At 62.3% G+C, this 25,945-nt stretch carries 19 protein-coding genes and 3 pseudogenes; 15 read left to right on the forward strand and 7 right to left on the reverse strand.

Annotated elements, in window-relative coordinates; genetic code table 11:
• The first annotated feature begins 179 nt into the window (after nucleotides 1-179).
• The 6 genes from recC (at nucleotide 180) to ACIQUF_RS19770 (ending at nucleotide 11,795) form a co-directional block, all read left to right on the forward strand.
• Nucleotides 180-3,656, forward strand: a complete 3,477-nt coding sequence (gene recC / locus ACIQUF_RS19745) for an exodeoxyribonuclease V subunit gamma (protein WP_403134507.1) — start codon at nucleotides 180-182, stop codon at nucleotides 3,654-3,656.
• The gene (recB, locus tag ACIQUF_RS19750; protein ID WP_403134510.1) at nucleotides 3,653-7,324 is read left to right on the forward strand and encodes an exodeoxyribonuclease V subunit beta; all 3,672 of its coding nucleotides are present in this window, start codon (nucleotides 3,653-3,655) and stop codon (nucleotides 7,322-7,324) included. The genes recC and recB overlap by 4 nt, the downstream gene beginning before the upstream one ends.
• Nucleotides 7,321-9,396, forward strand: a complete 2,076-nt coding sequence (recD, locus tag ACIQUF_RS19755) for an exodeoxyribonuclease V subunit alpha (protein WP_403134512.1) — start codon at nucleotides 7,321-7,323, stop codon at nucleotides 9,394-9,396. Before recB ends, recD begins: the two co-directional genes overlap by 4 nt.
• A 69-nt stretch (nucleotides 9,397-9,465) precedes the next feature.
• Nucleotides 9,466-10,032: a YfiR family protein gene (locus tag ACIQUF_RS19760; protein ID WP_403134515.1), complete on the forward strand. Its 567-nt coding sequence runs from the start codon at nucleotides 9,466-9,468 to the stop codon at nucleotides 10,030-10,032.
• The gene (locus ACIQUF_RS19765) at nucleotides 10,029-11,300 is read left to right on the forward strand and encodes a diguanylate cyclase domain-containing protein (protein WP_403134518.1); all 1,272 of its coding nucleotides are present in this window, start codon (nucleotides 10,029-10,031) and stop codon (nucleotides 11,298-11,300) included. Before ACIQUF_RS19760 ends, ACIQUF_RS19765 begins: the two co-directional genes overlap by 4 nt.
• 3 nt (nucleotides 11,301-11,303) lie before the next feature.
• Complete coding sequence (locus ACIQUF_RS19770; protein ID WP_403134521.1) at nucleotides 11,304-11,795, forward strand: OmpA family protein; 492 nt, start codon at nucleotides 11,304-11,306, stop codon at nucleotides 11,793-11,795.
• Nucleotides 11,796-11,909: 114 nt separating this feature from the next.
• Here ACIQUF_RS19770 and ACIQUF_RS19775 read toward each other — a convergent pair whose 3' ends face one another.
• Nucleotides 11,910-12,860 (reverse strand): LysR family transcriptional regulator, encoded by a 951-nt coding sequence (locus ACIQUF_RS19775; RefSeq protein WP_403134524.1) that lies wholly within the window; start codon nucleotides 12,858-12,860, stop codon nucleotides 11,910-11,912.
• Between the two features lie 132 nt (nucleotides 12,861-12,992).
• On the opposite strand from ACIQUF_RS19775, the gene ACIQUF_RS19780 reads away from it, so the two are divergent.
• Nucleotides 12,993-14,519, forward strand: a complete 1,527-nt coding sequence (locus tag ACIQUF_RS19780; protein ID WP_400804779.1) for a CoA-acylating methylmalonate-semialdehyde dehydrogenase — start codon at nucleotides 12,993-12,995, stop codon at nucleotides 14,517-14,519.
• Nucleotides 14,520-14,529: 10 nt separating this feature from the next.
• Complete coding sequence (mmsB, locus tag ACIQUF_RS19785) at nucleotides 14,530-15,417, forward strand: 3-hydroxyisobutyrate dehydrogenase (protein ID WP_403134527.1); 888 nt, start codon at nucleotides 14,530-14,532, stop codon at nucleotides 15,415-15,417.
• A 141-nt stretch (nucleotides 15,418-15,558) separates the two neighbouring features.
• Here the strand turns inward: mmsB and ACIQUF_RS19790 are convergent, their stop codons facing one another.
• The 4 genes and pseudogenes from ACIQUF_RS19790 to ACIQUF_RS19805 form a co-directional block, all read right to left on the reverse strand.
• Nucleotides 15,559-15,924 (reverse strand): hypothetical protein, encoded by a 366-nt coding sequence (locus ACIQUF_RS19790; RefSeq protein WP_403134530.1) that lies wholly within the window; start codon nucleotides 15,922-15,924, stop codon nucleotides 15,559-15,561.
• Nucleotides 15,921-16,898 (reverse strand): annotated as a pseudogene (locus ACIQUF_RS19795) (hypothetical protein). Before ACIQUF_RS19795 ends, ACIQUF_RS19790 begins: the two are co-directional and overlap by 4 nt.
• A 10-nt stretch (nucleotides 16,899-16,908) precedes the next feature.
• Nucleotides 16,909-17,148 (reverse strand): annotated as a pseudogene (locus ACIQUF_RS19800) (type VI secretion system tube protein Hcp); the annotation flags it as partial.
• Nucleotides 17,149-17,387: 239 nt separating this feature from the next.
• Nucleotides 17,388-17,732, reverse strand: coding sequence for a cupin domain-containing protein (locus ACIQUF_RS19805; protein ID WP_403134533.1), 345 nt, complete (start codon nucleotides 17,730-17,732; stop codon nucleotides 17,388-17,390).
• 246 nt (nucleotides 17,733-17,978) lie between these two features.
• On the opposite strand from ACIQUF_RS19805, the pseudogene ACIQUF_RS19810 reads away from it, so the two are divergent.
• From ACIQUF_RS19810 to ACIQUF_RS19825, 4 genes and pseudogenes are all read left to right on the forward strand, one after another.
• A pseudogene (locus tag ACIQUF_RS19810) lies at nucleotides 17,979-18,257 on the forward strand (type II toxin-antitoxin system HicB family antitoxin); the annotation flags it as partial.
• A 322-nt stretch (nucleotides 18,258-18,579) separates the two neighbouring features.
• Nucleotides 18,580-18,798 (forward strand): hypothetical protein, encoded by a 219-nt coding sequence (locus tag ACIQUF_RS19815; protein ID WP_403134535.1) that lies wholly within the window; start codon nucleotides 18,580-18,582, stop codon nucleotides 18,796-18,798.
• A 17-nt stretch (nucleotides 18,799-18,815) separates the two neighbouring features.
• On the forward strand, nucleotides 18,816-19,076 hold the full coding sequence (locus tag ACIQUF_RS19820; RefSeq protein ID WP_403134537.1) for a DUF3077 domain-containing protein: 261 nt from the start codon (nucleotides 18,816-18,818) through the stop codon (nucleotides 19,074-19,076).
• A 145-nt stretch (nucleotides 19,077-19,221) separates the two neighbouring features.
• Nucleotides 19,222-19,986, forward strand: coding sequence for a sulfite exporter TauE/SafE family protein (locus tag ACIQUF_RS19825; protein WP_403134539.1), 765 nt, complete (start codon nucleotides 19,222-19,224; stop codon nucleotides 19,984-19,986).
• On the opposite strand, the gene ACIQUF_RS19830 is transcribed toward ACIQUF_RS19825, so the two are convergent.
• The gene (locus tag ACIQUF_RS19830) at nucleotides 19,976-20,290 is read right to left on the reverse strand and encodes a putative quinol monooxygenase (RefSeq protein WP_403134542.1); all 315 of its coding nucleotides are present in this window, start codon (nucleotides 20,288-20,290) and stop codon (nucleotides 19,976-19,978) included. The genes ACIQUF_RS19825 and ACIQUF_RS19830 overlap by 11 nt on opposite strands.
• 165 nt (nucleotides 20,291-20,455) lie before the next feature.
• On the opposite strand from ACIQUF_RS19830, the gene ACIQUF_RS19835 reads away from it, so the two are divergent.
• From ACIQUF_RS19835 to ggt, 3 genes are all read left to right on the forward strand, one after another.
• The gene (locus ACIQUF_RS19835; protein ID WP_403134544.1) at nucleotides 20,456-21,046 is read left to right on the forward strand and encodes an NAD(P)H-dependent oxidoreductase; all 591 of its coding nucleotides are present in this window, start codon (nucleotides 20,456-20,458) and stop codon (nucleotides 21,044-21,046) included.
• A 158-nt stretch (nucleotides 21,047-21,204) separates the two neighbouring features.
• Nucleotides 21,205-22,101 (forward strand): LysR family transcriptional regulator, encoded by an 897-nt coding sequence (locus ACIQUF_RS19840; protein ID WP_403134547.1) that lies wholly within the window; start codon nucleotides 21,205-21,207, stop codon nucleotides 22,099-22,101.
• Between the two features lie 117 nt (nucleotides 22,102-22,218).
• Nucleotides 22,219-23,886, forward strand: a complete 1,668-nt coding sequence (gene ggt / locus ACIQUF_RS19845) for a gamma-glutamyltransferase (RefSeq protein ID WP_403134550.1) — start codon at nucleotides 22,219-22,221, stop codon at nucleotides 23,884-23,886.
• Between the two features lie 114 nt (nucleotides 23,887-24,000).
• Here ggt and ACIQUF_RS19850 read toward each other — a convergent pair whose 3' ends face one another.
• Entirely contained in the window at nucleotides 24,001-25,920 is a 1,920-nt protein-coding gene (locus ACIQUF_RS19850; protein WP_403134552.1) for a methyl-accepting chemotaxis protein, read from the reverse strand.
• Nucleotides 25,921-25,945: the final 25 nt, after the last annotated feature.

Consider the following 25,945-nt stretch of genomic DNA (forward strand, 5'->3'; position numbering starts at 1 on the left):
TGGTAGTGTGGGGTTTCCCCATGTGAGAGTAGGTCATCGTCAAGATTCATTTCGCAAAACCCCTATCTGCGCGAGCAGGTAGGGGTTTTGTCTTTTCTGGATTTTACTTAGCCCGGTTACGGCAGCCAGCCGTGATATCGTTCCCTATCAGTTCGCAGCCGCCTTCTAGAGAACCCTCAATGGCCAATACCACCTCACTCCACCCCGGCTTCATGATCGTGCACGGCAACCGCCTGGACGACTTGCGCAGCCTGGTGGTGAGCTGGATGCGCCGCTATCCGCTGGCACCGCTGGAAAACGAGATCGCCCTGGTACAGAGCAATGGCATTGCCCAGTGGCTCAAGCTGGCCCTGGCTGAAGACCCGCTCGACGATGATCAGGGAGGTTGCGGCATTGCCGCTGCCATCGATGTGCAGTTGCCAGGCAGCTTCATGTGGCAGCTTTACCGAAAAGTGTTGGGCCGCGAGGAGATTCCCGAGGTTTCTCTGCTCGACAAGGCGCCCCTCACCTGGCGCCTCATGCGTTTGCTGCCAGCGCTGATCGAGCGCCCGCATTTCGAGCCTCTGCGGCGCTTCCTCACTGATGACAGTGACCTGCGCAAACGCTATCAACTGTCTGAACGCCTGGCTGACCTGTTCGACCAGTATCAGGTCTATCGCGCCGACTGGCTGAAGGACTGGGCTGCCGGTGAGCACATCCTCAACACGGCCCGTGGCGAGCGAAAACCGCTGGCTCCCGGCAATCGCTGGCAAGCCGAGTTATGGCGATCATTGCTCGAAGATGTCGGCGAGCAGGGCATGGCCCAGAGCCGGGCAGGGGTGCATCAACGCTTCATCGAGCGCATCAACAGCCTTGAGCAGCCACCTCCCGGACTGCCTTCACGGGTGATCGTGTTCGGCATCTCCTCCTTGCCCGCCCAAGCGTTGGAAGCGCTGGCCGGTCTCGCCCGTTTCAGCCAGGTGCTGCTGTGCGTGCACAACCCTTGTCGCCATCATTGGGCCGACATCGTTGCCGACAAGGACCTGCTGCGCCACCAGTACAAGCGCCAGCAACGCAAGCAGGGCATGCCTTTGCAATTGGACGACGAGTCATTGCACCAGCATGCTCACCCCTTGCTGGCGGCCTGGGGCAAGCAAGGCCGTGACTACATCAATCTGCTCGACAGCTACGACGACCCCGGCAGTTACCAAGGTGTCTTCAGCGATGGTCGCATTGACCTGTTCAGCGAGAGCGAACCGACGAACCTGCTCAATCAACTGCAGGACGATATCCTCGAACTGCGCCCGCTCGCTGAAACCCGTGAGCTGTGGCCGGCGGTAGATACAACCAAGGACCGTTCCGTCCGCTTTCACATCGCGCACAGCCCACAGCGTGAAGTGGAGATCTTGCATGACCAGCTGTTGGCGCGGTTCAGTGCCGACCCGAGCCTGCGCCCGCGTGACGTCATTGTCATGCTTCCGGCAATCGACATTTATGCGCCACATATTCGCGCCGTATTCGGCCAATTGCAGCGCAATGACCCCCGCTACATCCCCTTCACCCTGACCGACCAGGGCCAGCGAGGGCGTGATCCGCTGCTGATTGCCCTGGAACATCTGCTCAAGCTCCCAGACAGCCGTTTCGCCGTCAGTGAAGTACTCGACCTGCTGGACGTTCCAGCGGTGCGCGCGCGGTTCGGCATCCGTGAAAGCGACCTGCCGACCCTGCACCGCTGGATCGAAGGCGCCGGTATCCGCTGGGGCCTGAATGCCGAGCAGCGGGCAACCCTCGGCCTGCCCGAAGGCCTGGAGCAGAACAGCTGGCGGTTCGGCCTGCGGCGCATGCTGCTGGGGTACGCCGTCGGCATGGGCGAGGGCTGCGACGGTATCGAACCCTATGACGAAATCGGCGGCTTGGATGCGGCACTGATCGGCCCGCTGGTCGCCTTGCTCGACGCCCTCGAAGTAGCCAACCAGGCCTTGTCCCAACCCGCCACGGCAGCCCAGTGGGGCGAGCGCCTGAATGCAATGTTGCAGGTATTTTTCCTCGCCGAGGACGAGCACGACGAGTACCTGCTGATGCAGCTGCAGGAGCTGCGCGATAGCTGGTTGGAAGTCTGCGAGACCGTTGGCCTGCAAGACCTGCTGCCGCTCACGGTTATCCGCGAGGCCTGGCTGTCCGGCCTCGACCAGGGCAAGTTGTCCCAGCGTTTTCTCGCAGGTTCGGTGAACTTCTGCACGCTCATGCCCATGCGCGCCATCCCGTTCCGGGTGGTCTGCCTGCTGGGCATGAACGATGGCGACTACCCACGCGCCCAGCAGCCGCTGGATTTCGACCTGATGGCCAGCGACTACCGCCCCGGCGATCGCTCGCGCCGTGAGGATGACCGTTACTTGTTGCTCGAAGCGTTGCTGTCGGCACGCGACCAGCTCTACATCAGCTGGATAGGCCGCAGCATTCGCGACAACAGCGAGCGACCCGCCTCCGTGCTCATCGGCCAGTTACGCGATCACCTCGCCGGCGGCTGGCGGCTGGCCGGTGATGGCAATGATCCGCAGGCGGGCGAGCAGTTGCTACACGCTCTGACTCAAGAACACCCGCTGCAACCGTTCAGCCCCCGCTACTTCCAGAAGGGCAGTGCGCTGTTCAGCTATGCCCATGAGTGGCAGTTGCTGCACCAGCAAGTCGATGAGGATCAACAGGCCGCACCCGCTCTGCCTCCTTACAGCAACGATGAAGCGCTGACTCTGACGCAGTTGCAGGACTTTCTGCGCCACCCGGTACGGCATTTCTTCAGCCAGCGGCTGAAAGTGTTCTTCGAGGCGCTCGAAGCCCCGACCCCGGATGAAGAGCCATTCGTCCTCGACGCACTGCAGCGCTACAGCGCCAGCGAACAGTTGCTCGGTGCCGCTTTGGCCGACCCGGAAAACGCTGAACAGGCATTGCAGGCCCAGGCGCACCGCCTGCAGGCTTGCGGCATGCTGCCCCTGGCCGGGTTCGGCGAGCTGCTGCAGGCCGAGCTGATCCAGCCGCTGCCCGATCTGCTTCAGCGTCACCGCCAGCTATTGCAACGCTGGCCGGAAGTGGTCGATGGTGCGCTGCCGATCCATTTCGAGCACGGCAGCCATCGCCTGGAAGGCTGGCTTGGCCGTGTGTATCAGGCTGATGATCAAAGCCTGCTGAGCATCACCACGGTGCCAAACACCATCAGCGCCGGGCGAAATGGCCTCAAATGGCACCGCCTCATCAGCAGCTGGGTCATGCACCTCGCCGCTTGCGCCGCAGGCTATCCGCTGCACAGCGCGCTGCTGGCCAGTGATGTGACCTTGTTGCTCGCACCGCTGGAACAACACGAAGCTGCCGAGCAATTGGGCCATCTGCTGGTGTCGCGCCAGGCCGCCATGAATGCGCCGCTGCCGGTAGCCGCCAAGACCGCGTTCGCCTGGCTGGCCCAGGACGACCCTGATAAAGCGCTCGCCGCCGCCACCCGTGCCTACGAGGGCGACGGCCGCACCAGCTTTGGTGAGCGCAGCGAAAGCCTGGCCTTGGCCCGTCAGTTCCGTGACTTCGCCGCGCTCAGCGCCGACGAAACTTTCGAAGGCTGGTGCGAAACCCTGTACCGCCCGTTATTCAGTGCAGCCTGGCAGACCCTGGGCAATCCGGAGAGTGGCGCATGACCCAGGTCCGTCCCCTGGCATTGAGTTTTCCCCTGCACGGCAGCCAGCTGATCGAGGCCAGCGCCGGCACCGGCAAGACCTTCACCATTTCCGCACTGTATTTGCGCCTGATCCTCGGCCATGGTGGCGATCAAGGCTTTGGCCGCGAGTTGCTGCCGCCGCAGATACTCGTGGTGACCTTCACCGACGCCGCCACCAAGGAGCTGCGTGAGCGCATTCGTGCACGGCTGGCCGAAGCGGCGCGTTTCTTCCGCGGCGAATTGCCAGACGCTGATCCGCTGCTGAACCAACTGCGTGACGACTACCCTGAGGACCTTTGGCCGCGCTGCGCGAACCGTCTGGAAGTCGCCGTGCAATGGATGGACGAAGCGGCCGTGTCGACCATCCATGGCTGGTGCCAACGGATGTTGCGCGAGCACGCCTTCGACAGCGGCAGCCTGTTCACTCAAAGCCTGGAAACCGACCACAGCGACCTGCTCGGTCAGGTCATGCGCGACTACTGGCGGCGCTTCTGCTACGGCATGCAGGGCGAGGCTTTGGCCTGGGTGCGCGATCACTGGGGCAGTCCGGACGCACTGTTGCCGCGGATCCGCCCGCTGTTTGGTCGCGTGCGTGCCCAGCAGGACGAGCAGGAGCCGCAAACGCTGATCGATGATGCACTGCAGCAGCGGGTCGACCAGCTGCGCCAGTTGAAGGCGCCCTGGCTGCAGTGGGCCGACGAGTTGCAGCAGATCTGCCGGGATGCCGTGGCAGCCAAGCAGGCGGATGGTCGCAAGCTGCAGGCGCGCTACTTCGAGCCGTGGTTCGAAAAGCTACGTGCCTGGGCCGCTGACGAGCAGGTGGTAGACCTTGACCTGGGCACTGGCTTCACCCGTCTGACCCCTGATGGCATGGCCGAGGCGTGGAAGGTCGGTGAGCCGCCTGAACACCCGGGCCTGCATGCCATGCAGAGCCTGCCGCAACAGTTGCAGGCTCTGGCCAGCCCGGATGCGCGTTTGCTCGAACACGCCGCCGCCTGGGTTTCGGCGCGCTTCGAGGTGGAAAAGCGCCGACGCGCCGAGATGGGTTTCGACGACATGCTGCTGCGCTTGCAGCATGCCTTGGCCAGTGACGCAGGCGAGCGGCTGGCCAGCCTGATCCGCGAGCAGTTCCCGGTCGCGTTGATCGACGAATTCCAGGACACCGACCCCGTTCAGTACGGCATTTTCGAACGCATCTACTGCATCAGCGAAAACCGTGCGCAAACCGGCCTGTTCATGATCGGCGACCCCAAGCAGGCGATCTACGCCTTCCGTGGCGCCGATATCTACACTTACCTGTCCGCCCGACGTGCCACAACCGGTCGCCTGCACAGCCTGGACACCAACTACCGTTCCAGCGAAGCGATGGTGGCGGCGGTCAATCAGGTGTTCCTGCAGGCAGAAGCGCGTGAGCAAGGGCGCGGCGCCTTCCTGTTCCGCGAAGCCGACGACAACCCGCTGCCGTTCATCGAGGTGCGCGCGAAAGGCCGCAGCGAACAGCTGGAGATCAACGGCGAAACCAGTGCCGCCCTACAATGCTGGCAGCTGGAAAGCGATGAACCCGTTTCCAGCACCTTGTACCGACAACAAATGGCAGCCAGTTGCGCCAGCCACATTGTTGCCCTGCTAAATGGTGCCCAGCGCGGCGTCAGCGGTTTGCGCCAGGCTGACGGCGAACTTCGTCCCTGCCTGCCCTCCGACATCGCCATTCTGGTACGCGACGGTCACGAGGCACAGTTGGTCCGCGCAGAGCTGGCCGCCCGCGATGTGCGCAGCGTGTACCTCTCCGACAAGGATTCGGTGTTCGCCGCTCAAGAGGCGCATGACCTGCTGGCCTGGCTCAAGGCCTGCGCCGAGCCGGATTCCGAGCGCCTGCTCAAGGCCGCCCTGGCCAGCCTGACGCTGGACCTGTCGCTGGCCGAGCTCGACCAGTTGAACCAGGACGAGCGCGTATGGGAAGCCTGGGTCATGCGTTTTCGTCGCTACCGCGACACCTGGCAGCGCCAAGGTGTGTTGCCAATGCTCCGGCACCTGCTGCACGACTTCCACCTGCCGCGCACGCTCATTGCGCGCAGCGATGGCGAGCGAGTGCTGACCAACCTGCTGCACCTGGCCGAGCTGCTGCAGCAGGCGGCCGGCGAACTGGATGGCGAGCAGGCACTCATTCGCCATCTTGCCGAGCACCTCTCCCATTCCGGCCAGGCCGGTGAAGAACAGATCCTGCGCCTTGAAAGCGACGAACAGCTGGTCAAAGTGGTAACCATCCACAAGTCCAAGGGCCTGGAATACCCCTTGGTCTACCTGCCGTTCATCTGCACCCACAAGCCGGTGGATAGCAGCCGACTGCCGTTGGCCTGGCACGACAGCCAAGGCAACGCGCAAATGACCCTGAGCCCCGACCAGGCGCAAATAGCCCTGGCCGATGACGAGCGCCTGGCTGAAGACCTGCGCTTGCTCTATGTGGCCCTGACTCGCGCCCAACACGCCTGCTGGTTGGGTGTCGCCGACCTCAAGCGCGGTAACCAGAAGAGCTCGCAGTTGCACCGTTCCGCGCTCGGCTACCTGCTTGGCGGTGGCTTCCCATTGCAGGGTTCGGCACAACTGGGGGAGTGGCTGCAGCACTTGTTGGCGGGCTGCCCCCACATTGCTTGCCCAGGCGTGCCGCAGGTCGATGACACTCGCTACCGCACGCCCCACGATGAACACGAGCTGTTGCCTGCTCGCAAGCCACGTCGCGCAGCGTCCGAGCATTGGTGGATCGCGTCCTACAGTGCCTTGCGGGTCGGTGAGCAGACGCTGGGGGCCGACAGCTCCCAGGCACAGCAGCTGCTGGATGACGAGGTCGTGGACGCGCAAGTGTTGCGTGAAGTGCCTGCTGACGGCGGCGATATTCATCGTTTCCCGCGCGGGCCAAATCCCGGCACCTTTCTTCATGGCCTACTCGAATGGGCCGGCCGCGAAGGCTTTGCCGACGTCGCCGCCAATCCCAAGCTGATCGAGCGCACCGTGGGCCAGCGCTGCAACCGCCGCGACTGGACCGGCTGGATCCCAACGCTCAGCCAATGGCTGCAGCAGCTGCTCAGCGAGCCACTGCCAGCCCACGATGCGACCCTGACACTGGCGCAACTGCAGCACTACCAGATCGAAATGGAGTTCTGGTTCGCCAGCCATCAGGTCGATGCCGAGCAACTCGATCGCCTGGTAGCCCGCCACACCCATCCAGGTATAGCGCGCCCGGCCGCTCAGCCGACCTTGCTCAACGGCATGTTCAAGGGCTTCATCGACCTGGCCTTCGAGTTGGGCGGGCGCTACTACGTGGCCGACTATAAGTCCAACTGGCTCGGCCCGGACATCCAGGCTTACGACACCTTGGCCATGGAGAAGGCGATCCTCGCGCACCGCTACGACCTCCAGTACGTGCTCTATCTGCTGGCCCTGCATCGCCAGTTGCGCGCGCGGCTGCCCGATTACGATTACGACCTGCATGTCGGTGGTGCCCTGTTCATCTTCCTGCGCGGCGCCAACAGCAGTGGCCATGGCGTGTATTTCGCCAAGCCGCCGCGCGAGCTGATCGAGGCCCTCGACGCGCTGTTCCGGGGTGTACACGCCCCTCAACAGCAGGACCTGTTTGCCGGAGCTGCGCCATGAGCCGTACCCTCGATGACCTCTTGCCCACGCCGCTGAACGCCGAGCACCTGTTGGCGCTGGCCCCCCAACGCAACAGTGCAGACCTGCTGCAACTGCTCGACCGTTGGGTCGAACGTGGTTGGCTGCGCGCCCTCGACCGAGCGTTCGTGTCCTTCCTCGAAGAGCGCGCTCCCGGTAGTGACCCTCTGTTACTGCTGGCCGCCGCGTTGGCCAGCCATCAGCTAGGCCACGGGCATGTCTGTCTCGACTTGCAGCAGACCATCGCCGAGCCGGACTTCGCCCTGTCGCTGCCACCTGAAGGCGATGCGTTGGCCGGCCCCTTGCTGCTGCCTTCGCAATTACTCGCCGGCCTCGACCTGCACACCTGGCGCCAACGGATTGCCGCGAGCCCCTTGGTGGCCGCTGGCAACACCCCCGGCCAGCACGCGCGACCGCTGGTCATCAGCGCCGAGCGCCTGTACCTGCGCCGCTACTGGAGCTATGAGCGGCAGATCGACGAAACCCTGCGCCATCGCCTCAGCCAGGCTGACGCGGCCCCGGCAGACTTGCCGGCGCGCCTGGCTCAGCTTTTCGATGAAGGCGCCCTGGCCGGCCAGGTGGACTGGCAGAAACTGGCCTGCGCCCTGGCCACCCGCGCAGGCTTCAGCATCATCACCGGCGGCCCGGGTACCGGCAAGACCACCACGGTCGTGCGCCTGCTGGCCTTGCTTCAGGCACCTGCGGTGGAGCAGGGCAGGCCGCTGCGCATTCGCCTCGCGGCTCCGACCGGCAAGGCCGCCGCGCGCCTGACCGAATCCATCGGCCAGCAGGTCGAGCGCTTGCAGGTGAGCGACACTGTGCGCGGGCAGATTCCCACCGACGTCAGCACCGTGCACCGCTTGCTCGGCAGCCGCCCAGGCTCGCGGCACTTCCGCCACCATGCCGGCAACCCACTGCCGCTGGATGTGCTGGTGGTCGATGAAGCGTCGATGATCGACCTGGAAATGATGGCCAACCTGCTCAATGCCCTGCCACCCAAAGCGCGGCTGATTTTACTGGGCGACAAGGACCAGTTGGCCTCGGTCGAGGCGGGCGCGGTGCTCGGTGACCTGTGCCGGGATGCCGAAGAGGGCTGCTACTCGCCCGCGACGCAAGCCTGGCTGGAGCAGATCGGCGGCCAGTCGTTGGCCGACAGCGGCCTCAAGGCTGGCGACGCGCAACGCAACCCCTTGGCCCAGCAAGTGGTGATGCTGCGGTTCTCCCGGCGCTTTGGCGAAGGCAGCGGCATTGGCCAGTTGGCCCGCCTGGTCAATCGCCAGCAAGCCCAGGCGGCACGCGACCTGTTGACGATGCCGCCAGCGGATGTGTTCGGCCTGGCGCTGCGCGGTGAGCACGACCGAGCGTTCGACCGCCTGATACTCGATGGCCTCAACCGCGGTGCAGAAGGCCCACAAGGCTATCGCAGCTACCTGCGCGCGATCGGCCGCTTCCGTCCCGCACTGGGTAGCGCCTTTGACGACCCATGCTGGGAGCAGTGGGCCGGCAAGGTGCTACGCAGTTTCGAAGACTTTCAGTTGCTGTGCGCGGTGCGCAAGGGCGCCTGGGGTGTCGAAGGGCTGAACGAGCGGGTGGCGCGCGTGCTGCACAGTGCCGGGCTGATCGACAGCCAGCAGCCTTGGTACGAGGGCCGCCCCGTGCTTGTAACGCGTAACGACTACGGGCTCGGCCTGATGAACGGCGACATCGGCATTGCCCTGCGCTTGCCGGATGAACAGGGTGAGCCGTTGCTGCGTGTAGCCTTCCCACGTAACGACGGCAGCGGCGGGGTACGCTTCGTCCTGCCCAGCCGCCTCAACGAAGTGGAAACGGTGTTCGCCATGACCGTTCACAAATCCCAGGGTTCGGAGTTCAGCCACACTGCGCTGGTGTTGCCGGATGCGCTCAACCCGGTACTGACCAAGGAACTGGTGTACACCGGCATTACCCGGGCCAAGCACTGCTTCAGCCTGATCGAGCCACGTCAGGGCATTTTCGAGGAGGCCGTGGCGCGCAAGGTGCGGCGGATCTCCGGGCTGATGCTCGAGCAGGTATAGCCCGACTGGATTGGCGGCGTTGTGCTATCGTTGCGCCAATATCTGAAGGGACTTTAAGAGATTTCCCACATGACAGTGGCCGGGAAACGAATGACGGGCTGTGTGCATTCGCTGTTGCTGGCCGTGCTGTTGCTAATGGCCGGCCCTGCCCGGGCGGATGATTCGGCCACTTCCGTGCAGGCCCAGCAGCGGGCCAAGGCAGTGACTCAGGTGGTGCTGGGTATTCTCAGCTACGCCCGCTGGCCAGCCGACCCGGTGCCGCTGCGCCTGTGCCTGGTAGGCCCCACCGAATACGCCGACGACCTGATCAAGGGCAATCTGCAGAACTCCGGCCAACCGCTGCAGGTGCGCCGCCTGCTTGCCGATGACCGCGAGGTAGCCCAAGCCTGCGATGCGGTGTATATCGGCAAGCTCGACCACGGGCAGCGTGATCGGTTGTTCCAGGCGGTCAGCGGCCACCCGGTCTTGAGCATCAGCGAAGCCGACGACCCCTGCACGGTCGGCAGCTTGTTCTGCCTGCGGGTCAGTGACCAGCAGGTGGCTTTCGAGGTCAACCTCGACTCCGTCGCCCGTTCCGGCGTGCGCATCCACCCCAGCGTGCTGCAGTTGTCGCGGCGCCGGGCGGTGCAGCCATGAAGCCCATTGGCAAAAAACATGCTCGCCCGACGCTGCGCTCGGTACTGGGCCGTGGCCACCTCAGTGTGGCCCTGCTGGCTGTCGGCCTGGCCGGGATCTCACTGACCGTACTGGGCGTACTCGCCCTGCGCGTTTACGCCGATCACAACCTGCACCTGATTGCCCGCTCGATCAATTACACCGTTGAAGCCGCCGTGGTGTTCGATGACAGTGCTGCAGCCAACGAGGCGTTGGAGCTGATCGCACGGTCCGAGGAAGTGGCCGATGCCAAGGTGTTCAATAACGACGGTGAGCTGCTGGCGCACTGGCGGCGCAACGCTGACGGCATGCTCGGGCAGCTGGAAGCGCAGGTGGCAACGGCCTTGCAGGGTGAACCGATCCACCTGCCTATCATGCATCAGCAGCAGAATGTCGGGCACATCGAGCTGACGGGCCAGGGGCGCAGCCTGTTGCTGTTCCTGCTCAGCGGCCTCGGCGGCATTCTGTTGTGTACGGCTCTCAGCGCGTTTATCGCCCTGTACCTGTCGCGGCGCTTGCTCGGCGATATCGTCCGCCCGCTGCGAGCCCTGGCCAGCGTCGCCCACGGCGCCCGCCGCGAGCGCAGTTTCGACCGCCGCGTGCCGGAAGCCCCGATTGCCGAACTCAACGAGCTGGGCAATGACTTCAATGCCTTGCTCGATGAACTGGAGGTCTGGCACAGCCACCTGCAAAGCGAGAATGCCACCCTGGCGCATCAGGCCAGCCACGACAGCCTCACCGGCCTGCCCAACCGTGCCTTCTTCGAGGGCCGGCTCAGCCGCAGCCTGCGCAATGCCGCCCGGCAGCAGGACCACATGGCGCTGTTGTTCCTCGACAGCGACCACTTCAAGCAGATCAATGACAGCCTCGGCCACGCCGTGGGTGACGAAGTGCTGATCAACGTGGCCGACCGTGTGCGCGCGCAGCTGCGCGAACACGACCTGGTGGCGCGCCTGGGCGGCGATGAGTTCGCCGTGCTGCTGACACCGCTGCAATCACGCGAAGACGCCGAGCGTATTGCCGAGAAGATCATCGCCAGCATGCACCAGCCGATGCAGCTGGACAGTGGCGACAGCATCAGCACCTCGCTGAGTGTCGGCATCGCGTTTTACCCGGAGGATGGCGACGACTCCGCCAGCCTTCTCAATGCCGCAGACGCGGCGATGTACCAGGCCAAGCGCAAGCGCCGTGGCCAGTGGCAAGCGGCGCAGACGGAACGGTCCGCCGCCGAACTCAAGAACAGGAGCTGAACCGTGATACACCGTTTGCGTTTTCCCTTCGTCGCCTTGTTGCTGGCCATGCTGGCGCTGACCGGCTGCCAGAGCACCCCGCAGAAAGGGCTGACGGCCGAGCAAGTCGCCGTGCTCAAGCGCGAAGGCTTTGCCCCCACTGACGAGGGCTGGGCGTTCGACCTATCGGGCAAGGTGTTGTTCGGTAGTGACCTGGACAGCCTCAACGGCGCGAGCCAGGCGATTGTCGAGCGTATTGGCAAGGCCCTGCTGGGCGTGGGCATTCAAGGCGTGCGGGTCGATGGCCATGCCGATGCCTCGGGCAAGGCGGCGTACAACCAGCAGCTGTCAGAACGCCGGGCGCAGAGTGTGGCCAAGGCGCTGATCGGCGTGGGCATGCCGGCGCAGAACATCAACACCCGAGGCTTGGGCAGCACCCAGCCGGTAGCGGATAACCGCACCAGCGCGGGGCGCACCGAGAACCGGCGGGTGTCGATTGTGGTGGCGTCCTACTGACAGCACACAACCCCAGTGGGGGCGGCTTTAGCCGCGAAGCAAGCGATGCGGTGGATGGCACCGGCGTTGCCGGTGATCGCGGCTGAAGCCGCTCCTACAGGGGAGGTGCGAGCCTTACGCTTTCGCGAACTGCATCTCACGGGTTTCACCCATCAACAACGGCGCATTCGCCTCGGTCACCCCGCGTATGTAATCCCACAACAGGGTAATCCGCTTCAACTTCCTTAAATCCTCCCGGCAATACATCCAAAACTGCCGCGTCACTTCGATCTGCTCAGGCAACACCGTCACCAACCGCGCATCCTGCGCCGCCAGAAAACACGGCAGGATCGCCAACCCACGCCCTTGCAACGCCGCCGTGTACTGGGCAATCACACTGGTGCTGCGCAGGTGCGCGCTGGCATTGGGGATCAGGTTGGCCAGATACAGCAGCTCCGAGCTGAACGCCAGGTCATCCACATAGCTGATGAACGGATGCCCCACCAGGTCGCTGACCTGCTGAATGGGCGCATGGCTGTCCAGGTAATCCTGGGTCGCATACAGCCGCAGGCGGTAGTCGCACAGTTTGCAGCACACGTAAGGCCCATGCTCCGGTCGCTCCAGGGCGATGACGATATCCGCCTCGCGCTTGGACAGGCTGATGAAGTGCGGCAGCGGCAGGATGTCCACCGAGATCGCCGGGTAGGCATCGACGAAATGGCTCAACTGTGGGGTGACGAAGAAGCTGCCGAAGCCTTCAGTGCAGCCCATGCGCACATGCCCCGACAATGCCACGCCTGACCCGGACACCTGCTCGCAGGCCATGTGCAGCGTGCTTTCGATCGACTCCGCATACCCCAGCAAACGCTGACCTTCGGCAGTCAGCACAAAGCCATTGGTGCGTGATTTTTCGAACAGCAAGGTGCCCAGCGCGCCTTCCAGCGAGGTGATGCGCCGCGACACCGTGGTGTAGTCGACGCTCAGGCGTTTGGCCGCGCTGCTGGCCTTGCGGGTGCGCGCCACTTCGAGGAAGAACTTCAAATCGTCCCAGTTCAGCGCACTGAGGGAGGTCAGGTCTTTTTGCATGTTGATCCGGTTTTTTTGTGCGTTCTTGTTGGATGTTTGCACATCTATACTCGAAAAAAGCCCCCTGACGCCACCTCGCGTTTGCACGGCGCTGGCGATCTCGTCCTGACAATAATTCCAAGGAGAACGCAGATGAACGCACCCCAATCCCCCGGCCAGACCAAGGTCGAGCAGGTCAAGCTGCTGATCGACGGCCAGTGGGTCGAATCGAAAACCACCGAATGGCGTGACATCGTCAACCCGGCCACCCAAGCGGTGCTGGCGCGGGTCCCGTTCGCCACCGTTGAAGAAGTGGATGCCGCCGTGGCCGCCGCCGAGCGCGCCTTCAAGACCTGGCGCGACACCCCGATCGGCGCCCGCATGCGCATCATGCTCAAGCTGCAGGCGCTGATCCGCGAACACAGCAAACGCATCGCCGTGACCCTCAGCGCCGAGCAGGGCAAGACCATCGCCGATGCCGAAGGCGACATCTTCCGCGGCCTGGAAGTGGTCGAGCATGCCGCCTCCATCGGCACCCTGCAGATGGGCGAGTTTGCCGAAAACGTCGCCGGTGGCGTAGACACCTACACCCTGCGCCAGCCGATCGGCGTGTGCGCCGGCATCACCCCGTTCAACTTCCCGGCGATGATCCCGCTGTGGATGTTCCCGATGGCCATCGTTTGCGGCAACACCTTCGTGCTCAAGCCGTCCGAGCAGGACCCGCTGTCGACCATGATGCTGGTCGAGCTGGCGCTGGAAGCCGGCGTGCCGGCCGGCGTGCTCAACGTGGTGCACGGCGGCAAGCAGGTAGTGGACGCCATTTGCACGCACAAGGACATCAAGGCGATTTCCTTCGTCGGCTCCACCGAAGTCGGCACCCACGTGTACAACCTGGGCAGCCAGCACGGCAAGCGCGTGCAGTCGATGATGGGCGCGAAGAACCACGCTGTGGTGCTGCCCGATGCCAACCGCACCCAGACCATCAACGCCCTGGTCGGTGCCGCATTCGGCGCTGCCGGCCAGCGTTGCATGGCCACCTCGGTGGCGGTGCTGGTGGGCAAGGCGCGCGAGTGGCTGCCGGATATCAAGGAAGCGGCGAGCAAACTGAAGGTGAATGCCGGCAGCGAGCCGGGCACCGATGTCGGCCCGGTGGTTTCCAAGCGTGCCAAGGAGCGCGTGCTGGGGCTGATCGAGAGCGGTATCAAGGAAGGCGCCAAGCTGGAGCTGGATGGCCGCGACGTGAAGGTGCCGGGCTACGAGCAGGGCAATTTTGTCGGCCCGACTCTGTTCTCCGGGGTGAAGACCGACATGCAGGTGTACACCCAGGAAATCTTCGGCCCGGTGCTTGTGACCCTGGAAGTCGACACCCTCGACGAGGCCATCGCCCTGGTCAATGCCAACCCGTTCGGCAACGGCACCGGTCTGTTCACCCAGAGTGGCGCGGCGGCGCGCAAGTTCCAGAGCGAAATCGACATCGGCCAGGTCGGTATCAACATCCCGATTCCGGTGCCGGTGCCATTCTTCAGCTTTACCGGTTCGCGTGGCTCCAAGCTCGGCGACCTCGGCCCATACGGCAAGCAGGTGGTGCAGTTCTACACTCAGACCAAGACCGTCACCGCTCGCTGGTTCGATGACGACAGCGTCAATGACGGTGTGAACACCACCATCAGCCTGCGCTAAGGAGCTCGCCATGCGTATCGCATTCATCGGCCTGGGCAACATGGGCGCGCCCATGGCCCGCAACCTGATCAAGGCCGGGCATCAGCTGAACCTGTTCGACCTGAACAAGACCGTGCTGGCCGAGCTCGCCGAACTGGGCGGGCAGGTCAGCGCCTCGCCCAAGGAAGCAGCGGCCAATAGCGAGCTGGTGATCACCATGCTGCCGGCTGCTGCCCATGTGCGCAGCGTGTATTTGAACGAAGACGGCGTGCTGGTGGGCGTGCGTCCCGGCACACCGACCGTGGACTGCAGCACCATCGACCCGCAGACCGCCCGCGAAGTGTCCAAGGCCGCTGCGGCCAAGGGCGTGGACATGGGCGATGCGCCGGTTTCCGGCGGCACCGGTGGCGCGGCGGCCGGCACCCTGACGTTCATGGTCGGTGCCAGCCCTGAGTTGTTCGCCACGCTCAAGCCGGTACTGGAGCAGATGGGCCGCAACATCGTGCACTGCGGCGAGGTCGGCACAGGTCAGATCGCCAAGATCTGCAACAACCTGCTGCTGGGCATCTCGATGATCGGCGTGTCCGAAGCGATGGCGCTGGGCAATGCATTGGGCATCGACACCAAGGTGCTGGCCGGCATCATCAACAGTTCGACCGGGCGTTGCTGGAGTTCCGACACCTACAACCCCTGGCCGGGCATCATCGAGACTGCGCCGGCATCACGGGGTTACACCGGTGGCTTTGGTGCCGAATTGATGCTCAAGGACCTGGGGCTGGCCACTGAAGCGGCTCGCCAGGCGCATCAGCCGGTGATTCTCGGGGCAGTGGCACAGCAGCTTTATCAGGCGATGAGCCTGCGCGGCGAGGGGGGCAAAGATTTCTCGGCGATTGTCGAGGGGTATCGCAAGAAGGATTGATAAGCGAGTGGGACTTCATCGCGGGCCGGGTGGCCTTCCCCCTGTAACTGCGCACCAGAGGGGAGGAACCCGTACTGCGGTGTTTTTTCTTTATCCTGCGCTAAATGGTTTTTATAGTTTCAAATAGCTACACGTTAAGGGTTAAAACTTCAGGTAGTGGGTTGCTACAAAGGATGAGAAAAAAATTATATGTAGGGCCCAGAGTGTCACTAGTAGAATTTTAGTTTTCTTAGGGAAAGCATCAATTTCTTGCTGCTCTACCAGGTTTCTATTCGTGAAAATAGATGGGAGTGCGAGTACTGTTGAAATTGTTCCTGTGCGCATTAGTTTCCCGATCAGCCCGGCTCGCTTGTAAGTTTCTTTATTTTTTATGATGTAATGGCTGTTAGGGAAAAATGACTCAAAATACTCGGTCCGCCGGGCAGCGATAAAACACTGTGTTGTCATTGTGATGATGATCAGATTGATGATGGTTGCCGGAATTAACCCTTCATCAATGATATTCACTTTGAAAACTCCCGATACAGAAACTCACCGTAGATCTCACCTTGCTCTTCTCCCACTTTGCCTCCAATGGTTGCTCCAGCACCACCGATCACTACTGCACAAATCAGCCCACCCGTACCTGCCGTTGACAAACCGATCGCGGCACATATTGCAGGGGCTAGAACTGTCCCAGCCACATATCCACCAGCACTTCCGCCAGCCAGCCCTCCTATTAGTGAACCTCCTTCAACATATTTCGCTCTCTCGCAATCCGCTTCACGGCCGAGCGTACAAGCCTTGTGGATTTCGAGTCCTGTTCCTGCGACTTCAAGGGCTACTCCAGCGTAGGCACCTTGCTTTATCAAACTGGCTGCCTTGGCTACACCGGCGACTTTATTTGCATACCCTGCTATCTCGGCCGTGTGGAGAAAGCTCTTGGTGGATATCCCCAGCGTCCTTTTGATGGAGCTTCTATTTTTGAGACCAGAACCGTAAGCAGCTAGCTTGTTCAACTGCTCATCCAGCTTCATGAACGAGGCGGCACGCTTGGCATAGAACTGATCACGAGCCGCCATGGTCCCTGATCCGAGATGCTGTTGATGCAACCTCTCGATTTCCATCAAGGTGGCCTCGATAGCTTTCAGGTGCTTGCTCCAGCCTTCACTGACCACTCCCGCGCCCATGGACGCATGGGCGATCAGGCTTTTCAGCGTTTCGAAGTTATCCAGGAAGAAGTTATCCACACCCTGGCCATTGTGCAGTAGCCCTACGTGCACCTTGGCTGCTTGCCCCATCATCCAGGCTTCCTGACCGGTACAGGAGGCCGTTGTGGAGTCGCCGATGATGATCAATTCTCCCTTTCAGACCACTGTGTTGGCGACGTGAGCATTAAGCACATCAAATTTTTCCAGCGAATGGCCACTAAGCGCCAGGTCAGCTTTGAGCCGATGATAGTTTTGCAGCTTGAGATTCAGAAACGCGCGCGCTTCAGACATGACGATGCCCTCACGCGTATTTTTTATTGCCGATACGGTCCCAGCCACCGGCAATATTGCCGCCGCCGCTTCCATCAATGCGCCGCTGTTGAATATAAGTGGTTTTTATTCGGCCGTAATTGAGTTGCACCACCTCCAGCGGAGTGCCCGTGTCTACACCCTGTGAGTATTCGGCAATGATCACCTCTTCAAGGACGATTTCGTAGTACTTCAATTTGTCGCCACCGGCACGGCAGAGCGCCAGCTTTACTCGTAAGGCTGTCATGGGGCAAGGGCAATGCCTTCGGGGGCAAAGTCGGGTAATTCAGAAAGGGACTACACTGAAGGGATAACTTGAGGGGGAATGTTAAAAGATGTGACAGAATTCTTGCAGTTTGAATGACACATGGATGGGCCGGTGATTCATGCAAACTGCATGTTCAGAAAAACATATGCCCCTGTAGGAAACGTCGTAATTCAAACAGGGGCATATCTGGAGCGGCTTACGAATCAGGCGAAGACAAAGTATTTGCGCACAGTCTCGACCACTTCCCAGGTCCCTTTCATCCCCGGTTCGATCACGAACACATCCCCTGCCTTCAGGTGCTTCGGCTCTTCACCTTCCGGGGTGATGATGCAGTAGCCATCAAGGAAGTGACAGAACTCCCACTTCTCATAATTCACCTCGAACTTGCCTGGGGTGCAGATCCAGGTCCCCATGATCTTGCTGCCGTCGGCCGACAGGTAGGCATTGAGGTTGACGGTGTGCGGATCGCCGCCGATGCGCTTCCACCTGGTGGCGTCCACGACCGGCGTCGGGCAGGTTTCGCGCAGGACGGTGATGAAATCGGACATGGCACAACTCCTGGTGACTGGCTGAATGACTCGACACCATAGGGGGATTGGTCAAGCCGCAGTTGCCTGGGCTCGACGTTCAGGTGCCTGACTGCGCTATCTGTGCCTTAGCCAGCCGCCTGAGGCTGAATGAAATTTCCTACGCATTGAGTCACTCGCTTCAGCGGCTCTTGGAGTGAACTGCCCGATAGGCGTCGCGTTGGATGCGGGGTTTAGTTCGCATTGGTCGATCAATGAGTACAAGCAATGGAATTTCTGGTGGTGTTACACACAGATGATGGTTCGAACTATGGGGTGACTGTTCCTGACCTGCCTGGCTGTTTTTCCGCTGGAGCGAGTGTTGCGCAAGCTTTGGGTAATCTTCAGGAAGCAATGGCCATACATTTTGAAGGTTTAGTCGCTGATAACGAGAGGTTACCGCGAGCGCAGGAAATTCACGTCCACATGGCAAACGAGGATTACGAAGAAGGGATGTGGGCTGTCGTGGATTTCGATGTAACTCCGTACTTGGGTGATGCGAAGCGGCCCCAAAATCCCAGATCCCACAAGAAATCATCAGATTTTCCATCTTCCTTGTAGTCCATTTCCCAAAGATACTCTCGCAGTGCTTAAGTCATTGCGATGGGTATGTGTCGCGCTCTAGTCTCGGCGGGTCGTTGCCAATTCAACGGCCGGGTTTAGCAGCCCAGTCCATATCAGGCTCAAGCATTCACCTTCATGGTGGCTGTGCGCGGGGCACCCTCGGGTGCGCCGGGTGCCTGACTTGCCGGTCTGCTAACCCGCGTACAGCTGCCTCCATTCGTTTAGCAGCGTTGATAGGCAGCTTCATTCCCGTCAGGAGCAAGCCATGCTGAAAATCGTCCCCGATCCACCCCTCAATTCTCTCGAAGACTCCCTCGCCATCATTTCCGAATACCTCGTGTGCGCCCACACCATCACCCAGCAACTGGTGTTCCTGAATGCTCAACAGCCCATGCAGGCGATGGGCTTGGCAGTGCTGCATGAAGTCGAAGCAGCCCGTGGCCTGGTCGAGCAGACCTTGGCCCGGGTGCAGACACGTCACTGAACAGCGAGCAGAAAACCATGGACAAGGAATTCATGACACCCGGCGTGGCCACCATGCGCGTTAGCGAATCGATCCCCGAACTGATGCGCGTGTTGCCTGGTATTCCAGTGAATGTGGCGTTGGAGCAGGCCTCGATCATTCAGGATTGTGTGCGTCACCTGACACTGGAATCGGCCCTGGCAGAGCAGGGCGGCGGCAATTTGATGTGGGCGGCGCATTATCTGAGCGGGATGGCAAAAGCCTTGATGGATGATGCGGCGCAGGGGCTACAGGCCTGAGAGGTGTGGGGCGAGTGCGGGCCTTTTCGCGGGCGGTCCGACGTCTCGGCAAGCCCGCTCCCACAGGTTTCGCGAAGAGGCTTTTCCTGGCAGCATCATGCTCACGCGCGGCAGCGAAACCCTTCCCCCCATCATGATAGCGGCCATGGAAACCTTACTCGCGTTCTACCAAAACATCGGCCCGGCACTCTCGCTGCTGGTGATCATCACCTTCGTGCTGGCGGGCGCGGTGAAAGGCGTAATCGGCCTCGGCCTGCCGACCATCGCCATGGGCCTGCTTGGGTTGGCCATGCCTCCGGCGCAGGCCGCCGCCTTGCTGATCGTGCCGTCGACGCTCACCAACCTCTGGCAGCTGGCGACTGGCGGCCATTTGCTGGCGCTGTTGCGGCGACTTGGGCCCATGCTCGCAGCGATCTTCATCGGCACCTTGCTCGGCAGTGCCTGGCTGGGCATCAACAGCGGCCCATGGGCGGTGCACGCGCTGGGCGCAGCGTTGCTGGTGTATGCGGTGTATGGCCTCATCGGGCCTGGATTGCGCCTCGAGCCGAAAAAGGAAGGATGGCTTGGGCCGTTGTGCGGGCTGGTGACTGGCGTGGTGACCGCCGCCACGGGTGTGTTCGTGATGCCCGCAGTGCCCTATCTGCAAAGCCTGAACCTGAGCCGTGACGAGATGATCCAGGCGCTGGGCCTGTCGTTCACGGTCTCGACCGTGGCTCTGGCCCTCGGCCTGGCCGGGCAGGATGCCCTGGGTGGCCAGGCATTGGGTGCGTCATTGCTGATGCTGGCGCCAGCGCTGCTGGGCATGCTGGCGGGCCAGTGGTTGCGTCAGCGCATCAGCGCGGCGCTGTTCAAGCGTTGCTTCTTCATTGGCCTGGCCGTGCTTGGCGGCCATTTGCTGATCAACGGCTAGCAGAAGAAGCGCTGAGCATCTCGATGGCCTGGATATCGAAGTCGCGTTCCAGATAATCCATGCGCTTTTCGAAGAACTCGACCATGTGCGGCAGTGCCGAATGAACGTCTAGAGCAGCCTTGCTCGCCCAGACCTCGAAGAACACGAACAGGCTCGGGTCAGCCTTGTCGCGCAGCATGTGGTACTCGATGCAGCCAGGCTCCTGACGGCTCGGTTCAACATAGGCGCGGAACAGGGTTTCGAAGGCGTCGGCCATTTCCGGACGGGTCTTGGCCTTGAGGATGAAAGCGTGCTGCTCGCTCATGAATCGATACTCAGTGATGAATGATGAAACGATTCTAAGGCAATAATGCCCTTGGCATTCGTGACTTGAGGGCAATTGTATTTTGACCGCCACCTGCTGTTTCCCACCCCAGCGAGCCTCTAATCTGCCGGTCATTCAATTTGACTCGACCCCTAGAGGCTCAGCATGAAAAAGATTCTCCTGCTCAACGGCGGCAAACAGTTCGCTCACTCCGACGGCCGCCTCAACCAGACCCTGCACGACGCCGCCCTGGCCCATCTCGACCGCGCCGGCTTCGATGTGCAGCAGACCTTCATCGACGGCGGCTATGACGTGCAGGCCGAAGTCGAGAAATTCCTTTGGGCCGATGTGATCATCTACCAGATGCCGGGTTGGTGGATGGGCGCGCCCTGGACCGTGAAGAAGTACATCGACGAGGTGTTCACCGCCGGCCACGGCAGCCTCTACGCCAACGACGGTCGCACCCGTTCGGATGCCTCGCAGAAATACGGCAGCGGCGGCCTGGTGCATGGCAAGCAGTACATGCTGTCGCTGACCTGGAACGCGCCGCAGCAGGCCTTCGACGACCCGAGCGATTTCTTCGAGGGCAAGGGGGTGGATGCGGTGTACTTCCCGTTCCACAAGGCCAATCAGTTCCTCGGCATGAGCGGGCTGCCGACCTTCCTCGCCGTGGATGTAATGAAGCGCCCGGACGTGCCGGCCGCGTTGGCTGCGTATGAAGCGCATCTGAACGAAGTGTTCGGCCAGGCAAAGTAGCTGTTGATGCCGGCCTCTTCGCGGCTAAAGCCCCACAGAGGCAGCACTGCACCCGTGGGAGCGGCTTTAGCCGCGAAGAGGCCGGCACAACCACCGCTAGACTCAAAGGCCACAAGCAGCTATCTAGTACCCGCAAAGCTCCCAACACAGGCGCCGCCGTGAAAACCCGATCCGAGGAACTCCAGGTATTCGTCGCCGTGATCGACTGCGGCTCGATCTCCGCCGCCGCCGAGCAGATGGGCCAGACCCCATCGGCGGTGAGCCGCACGCTGTCACGCCTAGAGGCCAAGCTCGGCACCACCCTGGTCAACCGCACCACGCGGCGCATGGACCTGACCGAGGAAGGGCGTTTCTTCCTCGAACGCTCGCGGCGGGTGCTTGAACAGATGGACGAGATGGAAGAGCGCCTGTCGATGCATCGCCAGAGCGCCACCGGGCGCCTGCGCATCAATGCCGCCGCACCGTTCATGCTGCATGCCATCCTGCCCTGGATCGGCGAGTTCCGTTGCGAGTACCCCGGCATCGAGCTGGAACTCAACACCGACGACCTGATCATCGATCTGCTGGAGCAGAGTACTGACGTGGCCATCCGCATCGGTGACCTGGCCGACTCCAGCCTGCATGCCCGCTCGCTGGGCTGCAGCCCGGTGCAGATCCTCGCCAGCCCGGCCTACCTGGAAAAGCACGGCACGCCACAACAGGTCGAAGACCTGAGCCAGCACTGCCTGCTCGGCTTCAGCCAGCCCGAATCCCTCAACCAATGGCCGCTGCGCCACGCCCAGGGCGACCGCTGGCCAATCCGCCCGGCACTGATCGCCTCCAGTGGTGAAACCCTGCGGCAACTGGCGCTGGCCGGGGAGGGCATCGTCAGCCTGTCGCATTTCATGACCCATGAAGACATCCGCGCCGGCCGCCTGCAGGTGCTGCTGGGTGACGCCAACAACGGCTACCGTCAGCCGATCCACGCCGTGTACTACCGCAACACGCAACTGGCCCTGCGTATCCAGTGCTTCCTTGATTTCATCCAGCAAAAGTTGGCGATGTACGCCTGCTGAATTGCCTGAACGCGACAATTCCTGCCCAAAGGCGGCGAAACCTTCCTTGGTTGATTGCACAGTCGACATGCTTCGGCCTTACTGACTGATCAACAAAAACAACACCAAGGAAGTGTCATGCGTATTGTCCTGTTCCAGTCCATGGCCCTCGGCGCCGCGATCTTGAGCTGTTCATCAGCCTATGCGGCAAACCTGGAAGGCGGCGCGGTGGCCGCGCCCGATCAATATGGCGCACAGGTGGCAGCCGATATCCTGAAAAAAGGCGGCAATGCGGTAGACGCAGCCGTGGCCACGGCCTTTACCCTGGCGGTGACTTACCCTGAGGCCGGCAACATCGGTGGCGGTGGTTTCATGACCCTGTTCGTCGACGGCAAACCCTACTTCCTCGACTACCGCGAAGTGGCGCCCGAGGCCGCGACCCGCAACATGTACCTGGACGACAAGGGCGAGGTCATCGAGAACCTGAGCCTGGTCGGCGTTCGTGCGGCCGGCGTACCTGGCACGGTCATGGGCCTGTGGGAAGCGCATCAGAAATTCGGCAAGCTGCCCTGGAGCGAACTGCTGACCCCGGCCATCGGCTATGCGAAAAACGGCTTCAAGATCGCCGAAAAGCAGTACCAATACCGCAACGATGCCCAGGGCCTGTTCAAAACCGCGACCAACTTCAACGACTACTTCGGCACCATGAAAGTCGGCGAGCTGCTCAAGCAACCGGAGATGGCCCAGACCCTCGAACGTATCGCCGACAAGGGCGTGAGCGAGTTCTACCAGGGCAAGACCGCCGACCTGCTGGTGGCGCAGATGCAGGCTGACAAAGGCCTGATCACCAAGGAAGACCTCAAGGACTACAAAGCCGTATGGCGCGAGCCGATGGCCCTGAGCTGGCGCGGCAACGTGGTGTACACCGCGCCACCGCCGAGCTCCGGCGGCGTCGCTCTGGCCCAGTTGCTGGGCATCAAGGAAGACCGCGCCGCCGACTTCAAGGGCGTGGCGCATAACTCGGCGCAGTACATCCACCTGCTGGCCGAGATCGAGAAGCGCGTATTCGCCGACCGCGCCGACTACCTGGGCGACCCGGCCTTCACCCAGGTGCCGGTCGACAAGCTGATCGCCAAGGATTACCTGGCCAAGCGCGCCGCGCAGGTCAACCCCAAGGCCATCTCGGTCACCGACGACGTCAAGCCAGGGCTGGAACCGCACCAGACCACGCACTTCTCGATCGTCGACAAACAGGGCAACGCAGTCAGCAACACCTACACCCTCAACCTCGACTACGGCAGTGGCGTGGTGGTCAAGGGTGCGGGCTTCCTGCTCAACGACGAGATGGACGACTTCAGCGCCAAACCGGGCGCGGCCAACGCCTTTGGCGTGGTCGGCGGTGATGCCAACGCCATTGCCCCCGGCAAGCGCATGCTGTCGTCCATGAGCCCAAGTCTGATGACCCGCGATGGCAAGGTCGAACTGGTGATCGGCACGCCGGGTGGTTCGCGGATCTTCACCTCGATCTTCCAGGTGATGAACAACCTGTATGACTACGGCATGCCGCTGGATAAAGCGGTGGCGGCGCAGCGTGTGCACCATCAGTTGTTGCCTAAAGACACCATCTACTTCGACAGCTACGCGCCGCTGACCGGGCCGGTGGCGGATGAGCTGAAGAAAATGGGCTATGTGCTGGAGGATCAGGGCTGGGAGATGGGGGATATCCAGGCGATCCGGGTGAACGGGGCGAAGCTTGAGACGGCTTCGGATCCGCGGGGGCGTGGGGTGGGGATGATCGTCAAATAGTTTTGTTCGAATCTCCTGTGGGAGCGGCTTCAGCCGCGAACACCGGCGAAGCCAGCGCCATCCAGCGCGTCGCAAGCTTCGCGGCTGAAGCCGCTCCCACAGGTTTGTAAGTGATCAGACCCGGAACTGGCTGACCAGCATCTGCAAGTGTCCACCCAGGCGCGCCAGCTCCACGCTGGACGCTGCGGTTTCATCACTGGCCGCCGCCGTCTGTTCCGACACATCGCGCACATTCAGGATGCTGCGGCTGATCTCCTCAGCCACCGCACTCTGTTGCTCGGCCGCCGCGGCAATCTGCTGGTTCATCGACTGGATGCTCGACACCGTGCTGGTGATGTTCTCCAGCGACACCCCGGCCTTGCGCGCAAGCTCCACACTGCTGTCGGTCAGGGTGCGGCTGCCCTGCATGGCATTGGCCACTTGCTGAGTACCATGCTGCAGGCCGGCCACCAGTTCTTCGATCTCTTCGGTGGATTTCTGCGTGCGCTGGGCCAGGCCGCGTACTTCGTCGGCGACCACGGCAAAACCACGGCCAGCCTCGCCTGCGCGCGCGGCTTCGATCGCGGCGTTGAGCGCCAGCAGGTTGGTCTGCTCGGCCACCGACTTGATCACGTCCATCACGCTGCCGATCTTCTGGCTTTCCTGCTGCAGCAGGTTCATGGCCTCGGTGGAGCGGTGCACTTCCTCGGCCAGGCGTTCGATCTGGCTGATCGCTTCGCCCACCACGCGGTCACCCGCGCGGGCCTCGCCGTCGGCGCCGGTCGCCGCGTGCGAAGCCTGCTCGGCATTGCGCGCGACTTCCTGAACGGTCGCGGCCATTTCGTGCATGGCGGTGGCGACCTGGTCGGTTTCGACCTTCTGGCTGTTGGCCCCGGCGCTGGTCTGCTCAGTAACGGCCGACAGCTCTTCGGCGGCGCTGGCAATCTGCGTGACGCCGTCGCGGATACCGCTGATCAGCTCGCGCAGGGTGGTGCCCATGCGCGCGATGCCTTGTTGCAGCACGCCGATTTCGTCGCGGCGGGTGATGCGCATGTCGTGGGTCAGGTCGCCACCGGCGATGCGCTCCACGGCCTGCAGGGTCTCGCGCAGGGGGCGGGTGATCTGGCGGGTGATGATGACGGCTGCCAGTACACCGGCGAGCAACGCCAGGAGCGTGGCGATGGTTTGCAGGCTGCGGGCCTGGGCGCTCTCGACGTCACGGCGGTCGATCTGGATCTTGTACAGCGCGTCGCTGCGCTTGACGATGTCGGCGCCCTGCACGGTCATTTCTGCACGGGAAGTGGTGATCTCCGCGACCGCATTGCGGAACTGGCGCACCGCCTCGCGGTAGGCCTGGACCGACTGTTCGAACTGCTGCACGCGGGTGGCATCGGATGGCAGCTGGCGCTTGAGACTGTCGATCTCCACCAGCGCCGACTCCAGCTGGCGCAGGGCCGCCTGTTCGTTGGCCGCGCTGTTGTCGGCGATGTAGCCGCGTACGTCGATACGCACTTGTAGCAGTTGTTGACGCACTTTGCTGATCAGCTGGTACTGCGCCAGGCGCACGCTGTCGGCGTCAGGGCGGGCCATGACGTCCTGGCTGAGGGATTCCATGGCCTCGTCGGCCTTGGCCGCCGATACGTTCATCGCCTCACGGGCGGCCAGGGAGTTCTTGTAGCCAGCGCGCATCTTGTTCAACGAGACCTTGTATTCGCTGATGGTCTGGCCCAGTTCTTTCAGCAGCTTGACGTTTTCCGGGCTCTTGAAGGTGCTGACCAGGTATTCCTGCTGCTTGCTGAACGCGTCCAGCTTGGCCTGGGTATTGGCGGCGGCGGCATCGTCGCCATTGGCGATCATGTACTGCAGGCGCGCGATGCGCAGGTCGGTCAGGTCTTTGTTGAGCTGGCCGATGTCGCCCATCCAGTTGCTGCGGTCGATCAGGCTGCCCAGGCTGGTCCAGCCGGTCAGCGCCAGCAGGCCGGTAAGGACCAGCACCAGGCCGAAGCCCAGGCCGAGTTTAAGGTTGACGCTGATGTTGGCGAACCAGCTGTTCATGCACGCTCTCCAGAAATAATTTCGC

The sequence above is a fragment of the Pseudomonas sp. NPDC090233 genome (assembly GCF_044772285.1).
Lineage (GTDB): Bacteria > Pseudomonadota > Gammaproteobacteria > Pseudomonadales > Pseudomonadaceae > Aquipseudomonas.

Coding starts and splice junctions, on each gene's coding strand:
- recB (WP_403134510.1), top strand. CDS start 3,653: ATGACCCAGGTCCGTCCCCTGGCATTGAGTTTTCCCCTGCACGGCAGC.
- ACIQUF_RS19815 (WP_403134535.1), top strand. CDS start 18,580: ATGCTGAAAATCGTCCCCGATCCACCCCTCAATTCTCTCGAAGACTCC.
- ggt (WP_403134550.1), top strand. CDS start 22,219: ATGCGTATTGTCCTGTTCCAGTCCATGGCCCTCGGCGCCGCGATCTTG.
- recC (WP_403134507.1), top strand. CDS start 180: ATGGCCAATACCACCTCACTCCACCCCGGCTTCATGATCGTGCACGGC.
- ACIQUF_RS19765 (WP_403134518.1), top strand. CDS start 10,029: ATGAAGCCCATTGGCAAAAAACATGCTCGCCCGACGCTGCGCTCGGTA.
- ACIQUF_RS19805 (WP_403134533.1), bottom strand. CDS start 17,732: ATGTCCGATTTCATCACCGTCCTGCGCGAAACCTGCCCGACGCCGGTC.
- ACIQUF_RS19780 (WP_400804779.1), top strand. CDS start 12,993: ATGAACGCACCCCAATCCCCCGGCCAGACCAAGGTCGAGCAGGTCAAG.
- ACIQUF_RS19820 (WP_403134537.1), top strand. CDS start 18,816: ATGGACAAGGAATTCATGACACCCGGCGTGGCCACCATGCGCGTTAGC.
- mmsB (WP_403134527.1), top strand. CDS start 14,530: ATGCGTATCGCATTCATCGGCCTGGGCAACATGGGCGCGCCCATGGCC.
- ACIQUF_RS19775 (WP_403134524.1), bottom strand. CDS start 12,860: ATGCAAAAAGACCTGACCTCCCTCAGTGCGCTGAACTGGGACGATTTG.
- recD (WP_403134512.1), top strand. CDS start 7,321: ATGAGCCGTACCCTCGATGACCTCTTGCCCACGCCGCTGAACGCCGAG.
- ACIQUF_RS19835 (WP_403134544.1), top strand. CDS start 20,456: ATGAAAAAGATTCTCCTGCTCAACGGCGGCAAACAGTTCGCTCACTCC.
- ACIQUF_RS19850 (WP_403134552.1), bottom strand. CDS start 25,920: ATGAACAGCTGGTTCGCCAACATCAGCGTCAACCTTAAACTCGGCCTG.
- ACIQUF_RS19760 (WP_403134515.1), top strand. CDS start 9,466: ATGACAGTGGCCGGGAAACGAATGACGGGCTGTGTGCATTCGCTGTTG.
- ACIQUF_RS19830 (WP_403134542.1), bottom strand. CDS start 20,290: ATGAGCGAGCAGCACGCTTTCATCCTCAAGGCCAAGACCCGTCCGGAA.
- ACIQUF_RS19825 (WP_403134539.1), top strand. CDS start 19,222: ATGGAAACCTTACTCGCGTTCTACCAAAACATCGGCCCGGCACTCTCG.